This is a genomic window from Mycobacterium sp. ITM-2016-00316, from assembly GCF_002968335.2.
GTDB lineage: Bacteria > Actinomycetota > Actinomycetes > Mycobacteriales > Mycobacteriaceae > Mycobacterium.
The window spans coordinates 197,936-211,919 of sequence record NZ_CP134398.1 but is presented as its reverse complement, the minus strand read 5'-3'; the positions used below and the strand labels follow the sequence as shown (position 1 = coordinate 211,919).

Annotated in this window: 12 protein-coding genes and 1 pseudogene; 3 read left to right on the top strand and 10 right to left on the bottom strand. The window is 68.5% G+C overall.

The features are described 5' to 3' along the window. Position 1 precedes the first annotated feature (1 nt). From C6A86_RS00980 to C6A86_RS00955, 6 genes and pseudogenes are all read right to left on the bottom strand, one after another. A complete protein-coding gene (locus tag C6A86_RS00980) occupies positions 2-1,303 on the bottom strand; it encodes an amidohydrolase family protein (protein WP_105362263.1) in 1,302 nt (433 codons plus the stop codon). Beyond that, complete coding sequence (locus tag C6A86_RS00975) at positions 1,297-2,403, bottom strand: CoA transferase (RefSeq protein ID WP_105362262.1); 1,107 nt, start codon at positions 2,401-2,403, stop codon at positions 1,297-1,299. The genes C6A86_RS00980 and C6A86_RS00975 overlap by 7 nt, the downstream gene beginning before the upstream one ends. A gap of 35 nt (positions 2,404-2,438) precedes the next feature. After that, positions 2,439-3,335: an acyl dehydratase gene (locus C6A86_RS00970; RefSeq protein ID WP_105362268.1), complete on the bottom strand. Its 897-nt coding sequence runs from the start codon at positions 3,333-3,335 to the stop codon at positions 2,439-2,441. A gap of 91 nt (positions 3,336-3,426) precedes the next feature. Then, on the bottom strand, positions 3,427-3,801 hold the full coding sequence (locus C6A86_RS00965; protein WP_105362261.1) for a metalloregulator ArsR/SmtB family transcription factor: 375 nt from the start codon (positions 3,799-3,801) through the stop codon (positions 3,427-3,429). Then, the gene (locus C6A86_RS00960; protein WP_311100990.1) at positions 3,743-5,005 is read right to left on the bottom strand and encodes an MFS transporter; all 1,263 of its coding nucleotides are present in this window, start codon (positions 5,003-5,005) and stop codon (positions 3,743-3,745) included. Before C6A86_RS00960 ends, C6A86_RS00965 begins: the two co-directional genes overlap by 59 nt. Positions 5,006-5,054: 49 nt before the next feature. Further along, positions 5,055-5,872 (bottom strand): annotated as a pseudogene (locus C6A86_RS00955) (helix-turn-helix domain-containing protein). Positions 5,873-5,973: 101 nt separating this feature from the next. On the opposite strand from C6A86_RS00955, the gene C6A86_RS00950 reads away from it, so the two are divergent. Next, the gene (locus C6A86_RS00950) at positions 5,974-6,684 is read left to right on the top strand and encodes an SDR family oxidoreductase (RefSeq protein ID WP_105364995.1); all 711 of its coding nucleotides are present in this window, start codon (positions 5,974-5,976) and stop codon (positions 6,682-6,684) included. On the opposite strand, the gene C6A86_RS00945 is transcribed toward C6A86_RS00950, so the two are convergent. Beyond that, positions 6,647-7,561: an enoyl-CoA hydratase/isomerase family protein gene (locus C6A86_RS00945; RefSeq protein ID WP_105364992.1), complete on the bottom strand. Its 915-nt coding sequence runs from the start codon at positions 7,559-7,561 to the stop codon at positions 6,647-6,649. The genes C6A86_RS00950 and C6A86_RS00945 overlap by 38 nt on opposite strands. 13 nt (positions 7,562-7,574) lie before the next feature. Beyond that, entirely contained in the window at positions 7,575-9,092 is a 1,518-nt protein-coding gene (gene fadD4, locus C6A86_RS00940) for a fatty-acid--CoA ligase FadD4 (RefSeq protein ID WP_105364991.1), read from the bottom strand. 168 nt (positions 9,093-9,260) lie between these two features. Between fadD4 and C6A86_RS00935 the strand changes: the two genes are divergently transcribed. After that, complete coding sequence (locus C6A86_RS00935; RefSeq protein ID WP_105364990.1) at positions 9,261-10,478, top strand: mechanosensitive ion channel family protein; 1,218 nt, start codon at positions 9,261-9,263, stop codon at positions 10,476-10,478. After that, complete coding sequence (locus tag C6A86_RS00930; protein ID WP_105364989.1) at positions 10,475-10,906, top strand: SRPBCC family protein; 432 nt, start codon at positions 10,475-10,477, stop codon at positions 10,904-10,906. The genes C6A86_RS00935 and C6A86_RS00930 overlap by 4 nt, the downstream gene beginning before the upstream one ends. Before the next feature lies 1 nt (position 10,907). Here C6A86_RS00930 and C6A86_RS00925 read toward each other — a convergent pair whose 3' ends face one another. Both C6A86_RS00925 and C6A86_RS00920 read right to left on the bottom strand, forming a co-directional pair. Then, entirely contained in the window at positions 10,908-11,858 is a 951-nt protein-coding gene (locus C6A86_RS00925) for an SDR family NAD(P)-dependent oxidoreductase (protein ID WP_105364988.1), read from the bottom strand. A gap of 146 nt (positions 11,859-12,004) precedes the next feature. Then, on the bottom strand, positions 12,005-13,834 hold the full coding sequence (locus C6A86_RS00920; RefSeq protein WP_105364987.1) for a phosphoenolpyruvate carboxykinase (GTP): 1,830 nt from the start codon (positions 13,832-13,834) through the stop codon (positions 12,005-12,007). Positions 13,835-13,984 lie beyond the last annotated feature (150 nt).

Here is a 13,984-nt window from a genome sequence, read left to right as displayed (position 1 = left end):
CTCACCTGCGATAGCTGAGTTCACCGTCGATCAAGGTGGCCACCACGGCGCCGCCGTCCAGGTCTTCGAGAAGGTCCGCCGGCGGCACGCCGAGGACGCACAGATCACCCGGCTGTCCGGGCGCCACGCTGCGCGGGGCCGTCGGCGCGGCCGCGGTGCCCAGGAACAGCTCGAGCGCGGCGCGTGGACTGATCCGTTCGGCCTCGCCCAGCACCGCCCCGCTCGGCGTGCGGCGGTGTACCGCGGCACGCATGGCGGCCCAGGGATCGCCGTCACCGAACGGCATATCCGTCGACAGAGCCACCCGAATACCGGCATGCAGCAGTGACGCGATGCGCCACAGCTGATGATGCTCGTCGGCCGGGACGTCCGTCAGGTACTGGTCACCGCGTTCGGCCACGAAGTTGGGCTGGGTCACCACCGTGACGCCCAGATCCGCGAGGTCGCTGAGACAGTCGTCGGGCACCACCGCGGCATGCTCGATGCGGTCATCGGGGTGGCCGCCGGCGGCGCGCAACGCGGCAATGGTGACGACGAGCTGGGCCGCGGTCACACAGTGCACGGCGACCGGCGCCCCGTCGCGGTGGCGCCGGGCCACCCAGTCGGTGAGCTCGTCGAGGTTCAGACTGTCGTCATGCAGGATTCGCTTGCCGGGTGCCAGATGGTGCAGCCGCTGACGCATTCCGCCGTGTCGGTGCACCTCGTCCAACTTGACGATGTCGCCGATGTCGAGATCCGGTGTGGCATCGGTGATTCCCGTGATCCCATACGCGGACAGCCGATTGCTCAGCTCATCGATCGCGGTATCGCGGCGTTGCAATGCATCCGACCAGGTGCGGTCGGCGCTGCGCAGCCTGCCATCGGGGTGATCGGCCAGGCCCACCGCGGCCAGGCCCTTCGAGTTCAAGGTCCACAGGATGCCGCTGCGATGCTGAATCCGCACCGGGACCGGCGGGGCGAGCGTATCGAGCCTGTCCCGGTCCAGCGGACCGGCCACCGCCTCGTGGTAGCCGACAGCGCGGATCCAGCCGTCCTCGCCGGGTTCGGCGTCGGCCAGTACCCGGGCCAGGTCGTCGCGACCGCTCACCTCCGCGGTACCGACCCGGACCGAATCCGCCGCCGCCGCAGCCGAATGCACGTGCACATGGTGATCGTGCAACCCGGGGATGACCGCGCCACCGGCGGCGTCGAGCACCCGGTCGTCGGGGTGCGGGGTGAGGCGGGGGGCCATCTCGGTGATCTGCGCGCCGACCCGGATGTCGACCACCCGTCCGTCGAGCAGCGCTGCCCGTTGGATCAACATGACACGGAATGCCTTTCGTCCAGCAGTGCGTGCACCGCAGCGTTGTCGGCGCCCAGTGCGGATGCCGACGGGCCCGTTTCCGGTTCGGTGGGTTCCCGGACGGGTCCGCCGACAAACCCTGCGTAGCCGGCGGCGGTCGCCGACATCGACATCTCGATCAGCTCACCCCCGCCGCGCGCCAGCGACTCGACCACGGCGGCCGCGGCATGCAGACCGGTCAGCGGATCCGCGATCGCGTCACCCACGAATTCCGGCCCGTCCGGACCAGACCGGACCAACCTGCCGGCCACCGCCGCGTCGTCGCCGAAGGCCACCCGGGTGCCGGCGTCACCCTCGGAGCCGTATCCGCTGATACGCAACCAGATCCGCCCGGCCCGCGGTGCGATATCGGCAGGGCCCAGACCGCGGCGGTTCAGCCCCGCGGGCCGCGATCCCTCGATCACGACATCGGCCGCCTCCAGCAGACGTCTCATGGCCGGTTGATCGTCGAATTCGACCGCATAGGAGAGCTTCCCGCGATTCATCCAGTCGTAGAAGGCGACAGACCCCGCTCTGGTGCCGTCGGGACGCCTTGGGCTTTCCACCTTGATCACGGTGGCACCCGCGCCACCGAGTAGCCGCCCGCACAGCGGACCCGCCCACATCGAGGACATGTCGACGACCAGCAGCTGGGCCGGCCGCTCGCCTCTTGGGCCGTGCGCCCGGGTCACCGGCGGGCCGGGTGAAGTCTCACCGAGGACCGCCGCCGGTAGGTCCAGCAGCCGGGCCCGCGCCACGGCGGCCGTCGCGGATCGGGTGCTCACCCAGCGTTGCAGGGGCGACCAGGGGTCGGCGCCGAGGTCGTCGGTCTCGACCAACGCGGGTACCACCGCGATGTCATCGGGGCGGGAGAGCGTGACGGCGCACCAGGTGTCCTCGCCGCGCAGGATGCGGGTGGCGCCGCCCGCCGAGATCTGGCCCTTGGTGGTCAAACCCAGCAGCGCCGCCCTGCCGGTGAGCAACGCGGCGGCGTCGACCCGGACGCCGGTGTGCGCGGTGAACGCGTCGGCCACACCCTGGGCACGCGCACTCAGCGCTTCCGGGACCCCGACGGTGCTCACACCGCCATCTTGCCCCGTCTCAGACCTGCCCCATATCAGAAATGCAAAGCGGCGAAGCGCCAGTCCAGCACCGGGCCGCGGCCCTCCCCGACCGCGTGGACCAGCGAGCGCAGCCGGAGCCGCGTTCCCGCCGGGGTGGGCTCGGCGGCCTCGATGTGCAGTTCGCTGTGCAGCGTGTCGTTCTCGTGCACGGGTCCGGTGTGATCACAGGATTCCCAGCCCAACACGGTCGCCAGGTTCGGCAGCAGCCGGTTCGCCTGGGCCAGCGCCAGTCCGATGGTGTGCCCGCCGTACACCAGCCGCTGCCCACCGGCCCGCCAATCATGATGGGTGGCAGCAATGTTCAGCGAGAGCCTGGCCAGTTCCGGTGCACTGCTCACGACATCGGCGGTGCTGTGCAGGACGGTTCCGACCAGCGAGTGATCGAAACCGGAGCCGGTGAACGCCTGCGCGTTCCACCCCGCTGTCGGATCTGGCGGGGTCTGCTGGTCGGCGCCGACGGCACTCAGGTCATCGGCATGCCCGGTCTGCACGTCATCGGCGGACAGCGGCAGCATCGCGCATCGGTAGAAGTCCAGCACCGACCGACCGGCCTGGTCCGCGGTGGTCATCCGTAGCGCGGCGAGTCCGGTGGCGGCCCGGCCCGCTTTCGCCGAGTTCTGCCGCAGTGCCACCACCTCGGTGCGGGTGGTCAGGGTGTCACCGATGACCGGGAAGCGGTGAAAGTTCAGCCCGCGATAGAACAGGTTGGCCTTGACACGCTGGGTCACCAGGGTCGATTGGCCGATCGCCACGTCGCAGACCAGCGCGGGATGGGCCAGCGGTCCGATGTCGCCGGTGACCGCCGCGGCAAGGCCGGCATCCAGTGCAAGTCGCAGCCGGTCGCCGAGAATGCTCTGATGCGCGGCGGCCGCACCGGAGGTCAGGGTCATCGACGGTGCGGTGTCGAATACCTGCCCGACCTGTAAATCGTCGAAATAGGGGCCACCGGCTGCAATCGGAGTCACGGCGGGCACTCTAGTTTCAGGCGTGCGGCGGCTCGCCGGTCACCCGGTGATCGGCGTGATTGAGGCCTTCCTGCACCAGCCTGCCCAGATGCCCGTCGCGCAGCCGGTAGAACACCCGTCGCCCGTCCTTGCGGGTGTCCACCAGCCGGGCGAACCGCAGCTTGGCCAGGTGCTGGCTGACGGACGTGCGGGAACCGCCGGTCACCTCGGCCAGCGCGCTGACATCGGCCTCACCCTGAGTCAGTAGCCAGAGCAGATGCAGGCGGGTCGGATCGGCAAGCATCCGGAAGGTGTCGCTGGCGGCGTCGAGGCGGTCGCGGTCCGGGGAGGCGTCATGGACGAGACTCGGCGCCGACTCGGGTCGGGGCTTCCCGGGCGCTGTCCCGCTCATCGGCCTCACCCCTCCCGTGCGCCATGATCCATGCCGCAGCGAGCGCCGCGAATGAACCGAGGATAGCGAGTATCACCGCGGCGAGCCCCTGATTGACGGCCACGCCCACCCAGCCGGCGATCGGATAGGTCAGCAGGAACCCGGCATGTGACAGCGAGAATTGGGCGGTGAACAGAGCGGTGCGGTTCGTCTCGGTGCTCGCCCGGCGCAGCAGGCGCCCGGCCGGGGTGTTCACCAGCGATGTCGCGGCGCCCAGCAGCACCCATGTCGACGCCAGCAGCGTCCACGTCGGGGTCACGACCACGACCGTCGCGGCCACCAGCAGACCGCTCGCGGCGGCGCCCGCCCCCGTCAGCATCATCACGCGGTCGGTGACGACGGTGAGCAGCCTGGGCACCGACAACGCCACCACCATCGACCCGGTTCCGTAGGCGGCGAACATCATCGCCACCTGCGCCTCGCTGCCGGCGAGCATGTCGCGGACGTACACCACGGTGTTCACCATGACCAGTGCGGTGGCCGCGGCGACCGCGATATTCATCGCGACCAGCGCACGTAACTCGCGATGTCCCAGCATGTTTCGCACACCCGAGAACAATCGACGGCGCCACGGCGCACCGTCGGGGTCGATGTCGGGCACCGCCGTGCGCCGCACCAGCACGGCCGAGAGCAGGAACCCGGCAACCGTTCCGGCGAACAGACTGTTGTAGGACATCACCACGAGCAGAGCGGCAGCCAGGATCGGGCTGACCATCGCCTCCAGGTCATAGGCCAACCGGGACAGCGACAGTCCCCGGGTATACGCCCGCTCGTCGGTGAGAACGGCGGGAATCACCGCCTGGAAGGCGGGGGTGAAGGTCGCCGAGGCCGCCTGCAGGACGAACACCAGCACGAAGATCTGCCAGACCTGCCCGACGAACGGCAGCAGCAGGGCGACCGCGGCGCGGGTCAGGTCCGCGCCGACGAGAACGGCTCTGCGCGGCAGGCGATTCGTCACGGTGGCCATCACCGGCGCAATGAAGACATAGGCCAGCATCTTGATCGCCAGCACGGTGCCGAGCACGGCTCCGGCGGCGGGTCCGGCCAGGTCGTAGGCCAGCAGGCTGAGCGCGACCGTCAGCAGCCCGGTCCCGCCGAGCGCCACGATCTGTGCCGCGAAGAGCCGCCGGAACACCGGGTTTGCGAGGACGCCGGTTCTGCTCACCCACCAAGCATGACATACATGTGCGCACGTGCGCACATGTATGTTGGATTCAGCTGTCGGCGGTGGCCGCCAGACTGCCGAGCAGTGCCACCGCGTCCGCACTCGTGGACCCCGGTTCGGCCTGGTAGACCACCAGCTCCTGGCCCGGCGCCGAGCGCACCGCGAACGTCTGCATGTGCAAGGTCAGCCGCCCCACCGTCGGATGCTGAAACGTTTTGGTGGACAGCGTTTTCCGCGGGCATCGTGTCGGGCCCACAGGTCGGCGAAGTCGGTGGCCGTGGCCAGCAGCTCGGCCAGCACGGCCGCCACCCGCGGGTCCCCCGGTGCTTCGGCGTAGTTGCGGCGGAAACCCGCGACGGAGTTCGCCGCGATCGAAGGCCAGTCCACATAGAACTCCCGGGCCCGCGCCTCGGTGAACACCAAGGTCATCAGGTTGCCGTGGGCGCCGAAGTCCCCGAACAGCGCATCGGCTATCGCGTTGGTGGCCAGCACGTCATAGGCCCGGTTGTAGACCAGCGCCGGATTGTCCGGCCAGGCGTCCATCAGTCGCATCAGCGCGGGGTCGACGCGATCCGGGACGACAACCGTATGGGGACGCGGAGCCAGCCCGGCGACCCGGAAGAGGTGCTGGCGGCCGTCGTCGTCGAGTCGCAGCGCCGCCCCGAGCGCGTCGAGCACCTGCGCCGACGGGGACCGTTCCCGGCCCTGCTCCAGCCGGATGTAGTAGTCCACGCTGACCCCGGCCAGCAGCGCCACCTCCTCGCGTCGCAGCCCCGCCACCCGGCGGTGCCCGACGCTGACCAGACCCACATCAGCAGGGCTGACCAGTGCACGCCTGCTGCGTAGGTAGTCCCCCAGATCCGACATACCGCCACAGTAGGACGCATCGACACCCCGCCGCCTGGGTGCACTGCACCCAGGCACACCGCGTCCTGGCTGACCGTCCGGCTCCGGCCGACGCTGAGGTCATGACAGATAACAAGATCGTCCTCGTCACCGGAGCCACCAGCGGCATCGGCGCGGCGGTGGCCCGCAGGCTCGCCGCCCAGGGCCACCGGGTGCTCGCCGGCGCCCGTCGCGAAGACCGCCTCGCCGAACTGGCGGGTGACAACATTGCGGTGCGCCGCCTCGATGTCACCGACCGCGCCGATTTCGCGTCGTTCGTCGATTGGGCGGTCGCCGCCCACGGCCGCATCGACGTGATCGTCAACAACGCCGGCGTGATGCCGTTGTCCCGGCTCGACGCGCTGTTGGCCGACGAATGGGACGCCATGATCGACGTCAACGTGCGCGGTCTGCTCAACGGGATCGCCGCAGCGCTGCCGCAGTTCCAGCGGCAGGGCCACGGGCATTTCGTCACGGTGGCCTCGGTCGGCGCACATGAGGTGGTGCCCACCGCGGCGGTGTACTGCGCGACCAAACACGCCGCCTGGGCGATCACCGAGGGTCTGCGGCTGGAACTCGACCCGTCCATCCGGGTCACCACCGTCTCCCCCGGGGTGGTGGAATCCGAACTGGCCGAATCGATCACCGATCCGACGGCGGCAGCGGCGATGCAGACCTACCGTGCCGACTCGATTCCTCCGGACGCCATCGCCAGGGCCATCGCCTATGCGATCGACGAACCCGCAGAGGTGGACGTCAACGAGCTGGTGATCCGGCCGGCACGTCAGCGCTGACCTCGTCGACCAGGCCCCAGGCCAGCGCCGTTGCCGCGTCGATGGTCACACCGGAGAGCACCAGATACGCGGTGCGCCAGCGCCCGATACGGCGGGTGATGCTGACCGTGCCACCGGCACCGGGGATCAGCCCCAGTGCGAGTTCGGGCAGGCCGATCACGGCGTCGGGGTGGCACCGGATGTGCCCGCAGTAGGCGGCCATCTCCAGGCCACTGCCCAACACCTGGCCGTGCACCTCGGCGCGGCAGGCCGGCCCCAGCCGTTCGGTCAGTTCGGCCAGCACCAGGGCCGGGCTGTGCCGGGTGCGCGCCAGGTGCGCGCTGGCCGGGTCGACGAATGTGCCGAACTCGGCCAGGTCACCACCGCTGCAGAAGGACGGACCGTTGCCGGTCAACACCACCTCGGTCACCGAATCGTCCAGCCGGGCCACCCCGAGAACCTCCAGCAGGGCGGCGCGCGCATCGGTGGTGAAGGCGTTGTGCCGCCGTGCCCGGTTGAAGCGGATCGACAGGGTGTCGCCACGGCGTTCGGCCTGCACCGGATCCGCCAGCGCCGGCAGCTGCACGGGCCCGCGTTCGTCGAGCCAGCGGGCGAATTCGGCTCCGGACTGCAGCGTCGAGTAGGCCAGCGATTCGGTGATGACGCCGGCGAACACGGGGGCGGCCGGCTGATGTGCGCGCAGCACGTCATCGCAGACCGCCGCGGCCTGCGGCCACCGCCGGCAGCGCTCGGTCAGGTCGGCCAGGGCATCATCTACCGATGCGACCGTGACCACCCGCCGGTCGGCCGAAACCGCTTCGCTCAGCGTGAAAGTCGCGTCGTCGAACGGCTTCTCGACGGCGACGCGGATTCCGGCGGGGAGCTCCAGCACGGTCATGAGGCCGCAGTCGTCATGAGTACCGCGCGATCAACTCCTGCTTGTACAGCTTGCCGGTATCGGTGCGCGGCAACTGCGCTTCGAAGGAGATCGAACGCGGGCACTTGTAGTGCGAGAGCTGATCGCGCAGCCAGGCCAGCAGTTCCTCGGCGAACTCGGGGGTGGCGTCGGCAGGATCGACGGTCTGCACGACACCCTTGACGGTCTGGCCCATCTCCTCGTCGGAAATGCCGAACACCGCGGCGTCCATCACCTTCGGGTGGATGACGAGCATGTTCTCGGCTTCCTGCGGGTAGATGTTCACCCCGCCGGAGATGATCATGTGGTGGCGCCGGTCGGTCAGGTACAGGTAGCCGTCCTCATCGAGATACCCGATGTCGCCCACCGTCTTCCAGCCGTGCGAGTCCCGGGAGGACGCCGTCTTCGCCGAGTCGTTGAGGTACTCGAAGTCGGCGCCGCCCTCGAAGAAGATCTCGCCGTGCTGGCCGGCGGGCACCTCGTTGCCGTCCTCGTCGAGGATGTGCACCACACCGGTCATCGCCTTGCCGACGGAGCCGGGGTGTGCCAGCCACTCGTCGGCGCTGATCAGGGTGGCGCCGATGGCCTCGGAGGACGCGTAGTACTCGTCGACGATCGGCCCCCACCAGTCGATCATCTGCTTCTTGATCTCCACCGGGCAGGGCGCCGCCGCGTGCATCACCCGCTGCAGGCTCGACACGTCATACGACTTACGCACCTGCTCAGGCAGTTTCAGCATCCGGGTGAACATCACCGGAACGAACTGGCCGTGGGTCACGCCATACTTCTGAATCGCGTCCAGGGCGCCTTCGGCGTCGAACTTCTCCAGCACCACCGTGGTGATGCCACCGGCCTGCGCCTGCATCGACCATACCGACGGGGCGGTGTGATAGAGCGGCGCCGGGCTCAGGTAGACCGCCTCGGGGTTCATCCAGAACGACACCAGCGCGGCCATCATGCCCGGGGTCTCCGAGGGCGGCAGGTGCGGCAGATCGCGCTTGATGCCCTTGGGGCGCCCCGTGGTGCCCGACGAGTACTGCAGCAGGTCCCCGTCCCACTCGTCGGCGATGGGCGTGGTCGGCAGGTCGGCGACCGCGTCCGGGTACTTCGCCCAGCCGTCGAGGTCACCAGTGGTCAAGAGAACCGCGGGGAGTCCGTTGGGCAGGTGCTCGGCCAGCCCCTCCAGCACCGGGCGCAGCGCCTCCGAACCGACGATGGCCTTGGCCGCGCTGTTGTCGACGATGTAGGCCGCCTCGGCCGCGGTGAGATGGGTGTTGATCGGCACGTAGTAGAGCCCGCTGCGACGCGCGGCCCACATGACGGTGTGCATGTGCTCGTTGTTCTCGATGAGGATCGCGACCGCGTCGCCCTCGACCAGTCCGTGCTCGCGGAAGTAGTGCGCCAACTGATTGGCGCGGGCCTCCATCTCGCCGAACGTCACCACCGTGCCGGTGGGATACAGGATGACGGCGGGCTTATCGGGCGTGGCGACGGCCGTTTCACGGATCTGCATGAGCCGACTTTACGATGCCGCCAACGCGCCCCGGCAGCCAAGTCACCAAAAACTTGACATCCGTCAAGATTGCGAACGCCTGCCGAGGTTGACCCGCGGGCCGGGCGGGTAGCCAACAAGGCGTGCAAGGACGCACGGGCCTCCTCAGATCCCGACCCGAAAGCAGCCATGCCTGAGCAGTTCCAGTTCGACTCTGCAACGAATCTCGCCGTGACCCTGACCTGGGTGACCGGTGCCGTCACCTGCGCGTATTTCCTCGGCGTCGCGCTGTCCTGGGCGGTGCTGCGCGCCGGCCGACGCAGCCACTGGCTCACCGATATCGCCGTGCTGACCCGCAAGCCGGTACGTACCGGGCTGATGGTCATCGCCGCGTCGGTGGCGCTGAAACGAACGTCGCACCCCCAGGACAGCTGGCGGCCCTGGGTGGACCACAGCATGCGTATCCTGACCATCGCCACCGTCACCTGGCTGATCGCCAAGCTGGTCGTGGTCGTGGAACGCCGGATGATCGCCCGTTTCGGCGGCGGCGACACCGGACTCACCGACGCCGATCTGCAACGGCGGAAGGCGCGTACTCAGTTGACGGTGCTGCGCAGGCTCGCCGTCGCGGTCGTGGTGCTGCTCGGGATGGCCGCAACACTGATGACTTTCCCGTCCTTCGCCGACATCGGCAAGACGCTGTTCGCCTCCGCGGGCGTGCTGTCGGTGGTCGCCGGCCTGGCCGCGCAGACCTCGCTCGGCTCGGTGTTCGCCGGGCTGCAGATCGCGTTCACCGACGCGATACGGGTGGGCGATGTCGTGGTGCTGGAGAAGGAATGGGGCCGCATCGAGGAGATCACCATGACCTATGTGGTGGTCCAGGTCTGGGATGAACGTCGACTGGTGCTGCCGTGCACCTACTTCACCACCACGCCGTTCCAGAACTGGACGCGCAGCGCGACCGAGATACTCGGCACCGTGATGATCGACGTCGACTTCACCGTGCCCCTCGACGCCATGCGCGACGAGCTGGACCGACTGCTGAGCCGAAGTGAGCTGTGGGACGGCCGTTCCGGAGTCCTCCAGGTCGTCGACGCGGTGAACGGCACGGTTCGGGTCCGGATCACCGTCAGCGCACCCAACGCCGGCGCGCTGTGGGACCTGCAGTGCGCGGTCCGTGAGGGCATGGTGTGCTGGCTACAGCGCAGCCAGCGTGGCGCGCTGCCACGCTGGAGGTTCCAGCCGGCATCGGGGGATACCGTGACACCCGGTCCGCGTCCGCAAACCACCACTGCCACAGAAGAATCCGGGCTGTTCTCGGGGAGCGATGAAGCCGAGGAGCGCGGCAGGGCCTTCGCCGATTCGGGCGAGGACGCCCACCCGCTCATCAAAGAGGAGAGCAGATGATCGAGATGCAACGTGAGGTCACCACCACCGCCGCTCCGGAGGTGGTGTTCGCCTACCTGTCCGACTTCACCACCACCGAACAGTGGGAGCCGGGAACCGTACGCACCACCCGCGTCAGCGGCGACGGCGGCGTCGGTACCCGGTATGCCAACACCTCACGATTTGCGGGCCGCACGAGCGACCTCGAGTACGAGGTGATCGGTGTGACGCCGGGGCGATCCATTCAGCTACGTGGACAGAATGATTCGCTGATCGCGCATGACACGATCACCGTCAGCCCGCACCAGGGTGGCTCGAAGGTCACCTACCGCATCGAGTTCGCGTTCCAGGGCTTGCTGCGTTTCGGTGAGCCGCTGCTACGCATCCCGGTGGCACGTCTCATGGACAAGGGCGTCGAGGGACTCCGGCGCGAACTCGCCACGCTCTGAATCAGGACAGTCCGACCGCGCCGAGACAGTACTTCCACACCCGCTGCAGTTCCGCGTCGCTGTAGCGGGTGCTGGGCAGATAGTGGGTGGGCCGGACCGCGCGGTCATGCCAGAACCGGCCGGACGGCGGTGTCGGTGAGGTCGCCGTCAACCAGACCGCGGTGTCGGCGGCCTGTTCCGCCGTGCGCAGCACCGGGCCGGTCAGCTTGCGGAACGCGGGCAGCGAGGTGGCCACACCGGGGGTATCGGCCCAGCCCGGGTGCATGGCGGCGACCATGACCGACTGGGCGGCCCACCGGTTCGCCAACAGCGGTGTCAACGCCACCTGGATCCGCTTGCTGCGCGCGTAGGCGACCGCCCCGCGGTAGTGGCCCGCGGTGTATTCGATGTCATCGGCGGGCAGGCGCTGGGTGTACATGCCACCGGAGGACATCAGCACCACCCTCGGGTCCGGCGATTCCACCAGCACCGGCAGCAGCAGTTCGGTGAGCAACAGCGGTCCGAGCACGTGGGTGGCGAGCGAAAGCTCATGGCCCTCGTCGGTCCGGGACCGCTCCGGGGGCATCGCCCCGGCGTTGTGGATCACCGCATCGAGCCTGGGCACCCGGGACACCAGGTCGGCGGCGAAGGCCCGCACCCCCGCCAGATCGGACACATCGCACCGTTCGATCTGCACATCCGCGCCGGGAGTGGCGTCGAGGATGTCCTTGCGGGCCGATTCACCGCGGGCCCGGTCGCGCACCGTCAACAGCACGGTGCCGCCCAGCCCGGCCACCCCGGCGGCGATGGCCTTGCCGATGCCGGAATTCGCCCCGGTCACCAGGATGGTGGACCCGGCCAGGGCGTCGGGATCCAGCGGTGACCAGAACCGCTCACGCACCGCCAACCCGAGGCGGGTGTATCCGGGCACAACCGTCCGGTCGAGCACTCCGTCCAGAACCGTGCGCAACATGTCCTTCGAAACTCCCGTCAACCGATCACCTGGTATTCGGAGCCGACGGGCGTCCGGTTGGTGCCGCGGACGCAATGGGTGCCGGGCAGTCGCAAATGGCCCCGAAATCAGGTGATTTCGGGGCCATTTGGGACTCTTCGCGGGTATCAGTCAGATTCGGCCAGACGCGTCTTCAGGGCGTCGAACTCGTCCTTGATACCGGTCGGCAGCTTCTCGCCGACGAACTCGAACCACTCCTCGATCAGCGGCAGCTCGGCACGCCACTCATCGGCGTTCACGGCCAGCGCCTCATCGACATCGGCCGGGTCCACGTCCAGTCCCGAGAGATCGAGATCGGCTGCGGTCGGGACGATGCCGATCGGGGTGCTCTTGCCCTCGGCCTGGTGCTCGATGCGCTCGATGGCCCACTTCAGCACGCGGCTGTTCTCGCCGAATCCGGGCCACAGGAAGCGGCCGTCGGCGCCACGGCGGAACCAGTTGACGAAGAACACCTTCGGCAGCTTGGACTCGTCGGCCTGCTTGCCGATGTTGATCCAGTGCTGGAAGTAGTCGCCGACGTTGTAGCCCAGGAAGGGCAGCATGGCCATCGGGTCGCGCCGCACGGTGCCGACCTTGCCCTCGGCGGCGGCAGTCTGCTCGGAGCCCAGGGTGGCACCGATGAAGACGCCGTGCTGCCAGTCGCGGGCCTCGGTGATCAGCGGCACCGTCGTCTTGCGGCGGCCGCCGAACAGGATCGCCGAGATCGGCACACCCTGCGGATCGTCCCATTCGGGCGCCAGCGTCGGGCACTGCGAAATCGGGGTGCAGTACCGCGAATTGGGATGGGCGGCCTTGGTTTCCGTCTCGCGGAGAACCCAGTCCTCGCCCTTCCAGTCGATCAGGTGATCGGGCTCGCCCTCCAGGCCCTCCCACCAGACGTCGCCGTCATCGGTCTTGGCGACATTGGTGAAGACTGTGTTGCCACCGGCGATCGTCTTCATCGCGTTGGGATTGGAGTCCCAGTTGGTGCCCGGCGCGACACCGAAGAAGCCGAATTCGGGGTTCACGGCGTAGAGCTGGCCGTCCTTGCCGAAGCGCATCCAGGCGATGTCGTCGCCGACGGTCTCGGCGCGCCAGCCTTCGATGGTGGGCTGCAGCATCGCGAGGTTGGTCTTGCCGCAGGCCGACGGGAACGCCGCGGCGATGAAGTAGGACTTGTTCTCCGGCGAGATGAGCTTGACGATCAGCATGTGCTCGGCGAGCCAGCCCTCGTCGTGGGCCATCGCCGAGGCGATGCGCAGCGAGTAGCACTTCTTGCCCAGCAGCGCGTTGCCGCCGTACCCGGAGCCGTAGCTCCAGATCTCGCGGGTCTCGGGGAAGTGGGTGATGTATTTGGTGTCGTTGCACGGCCACGGAACGTCCTGCTGGCCGTCCTCGAGCGGGGCGCCGAGCGAGTGCAGCGCCTTGACGAAGAAGCCGTCCTCGCCGATCTTGTCCAACGCCGCCTGGCCCATCCGGGTCATGGTGCGCATCGAGACGACCACGTACTCCGAGTCGGTGAGCTCCACGCCCAGCTTCGGGTCCTCGGCGTCCAGCGGGCCCATGCAGAACGGCACCACCCACAGGGTGCGACCGCGCATCGAGCCCCGGTACAGCTCGGTCATCAAGGGCCGCATCTCGGCCGGGTCCATCCAATTGTTCGTGGGGCCGGCGTCGACCTCGCGTTCGGAACAGATGTAGGTGCGCGATTCGACGCGCGCCACGTCGGACGGATCGGAGAGCGCCAGGTAGGAGTTCGGCTGCTTCTCGTCGTTCAATTTCTGGAAGGTGCCGGCCTCGACCAGCTGAGTGGCCAGGCGCTCGTACTCCTCCTGTGAGCCGTCGGCCCACGCGACGCGGTCGGGCTGTGTCAGCTCCGCGACCTCGCGGACCCAGGCCAGCAGCCCCTGATGCGTCGTCGGTGCGGTGTCCAGACCGGGAATGGTCGCTGAGGTCATCAAAGTCTCCTGCGTAGTTTCCGTGAACATGCCGATAACCGACTGGTCACGATCGTCCCTAATAAGAGGTTAACGCGGGTGACTTTGGTCTGAGGAATCGGGACAATGTCCGATCACTCACAGGAACGATTCAGAAAGATATCCAGAAAA

What these genes read in the sequence shown, in the direction of transcription:
- C6A86_RS00980 (WP_105362263.1), bottom strand. Translation starts at nt 1,303, where the DNA reads ATGTTGATCCAACGGGCAGCGCTGCTCGACGGACGGGTGGTCGACATC.
- C6A86_RS00970 (WP_105362268.1), bottom strand. Translation starts at nt 3,335, where the DNA reads ATGACCCTGACCTCCGGTGCGGCCGCCGCGCATCAGAGCATTCTCGGC.
- C6A86_RS00965 (WP_105362261.1), bottom strand. Translation starts at nt 3,801, where the DNA reads ATGAGCGGGACAGCGCCCGGGAAGCCCCGACCCGAGTCGGCGCCGAGT.
- C6A86_RS00950 (WP_105364995.1), top strand. Translation starts at nt 5,974, where the DNA reads ATGACAGATAACAAGATCGTCCTCGTCACCGGAGCCACCAGCGGCATC.
- C6A86_RS00945 (WP_105364992.1), bottom strand. Translation starts at nt 7,561, where the DNA reads ATGACCGTGCTGGAGCTCCCCGCCGGAATCCGCGTCGCCGTCGAGAAG.
- fadD4 (WP_105364991.1), bottom strand. Translation starts at nt 9,092, where the DNA reads ATGCAGATCCGTGAAACGGCCGTCGCCACGCCCGATAAGCCCGCCGTC.
- C6A86_RS00935 (WP_105364990.1), top strand. Translation starts at nt 9,261, where the DNA reads ATGCCTGAGCAGTTCCAGTTCGACTCTGCAACGAATCTCGCCGTGACC.
- C6A86_RS00930 (WP_105364989.1), top strand. Translation starts at nt 10,475, where the DNA reads ATGATCGAGATGCAACGTGAGGTCACCACCACCGCCGCTCCGGAGGTG.
- C6A86_RS00925 (WP_105364988.1), bottom strand. Translation starts at nt 11,858, where the DNA reads ATGTTGCGCACGGTTCTGGACGGAGTGCTCGACCGGACGGTTGTGCCC.
- C6A86_RS00920 (WP_105364987.1), bottom strand. Translation starts at nt 13,834, where the DNA reads ATGACCTCAGCGACCATTCCCGGTCTGGACACCGCACCGACGACGCAT.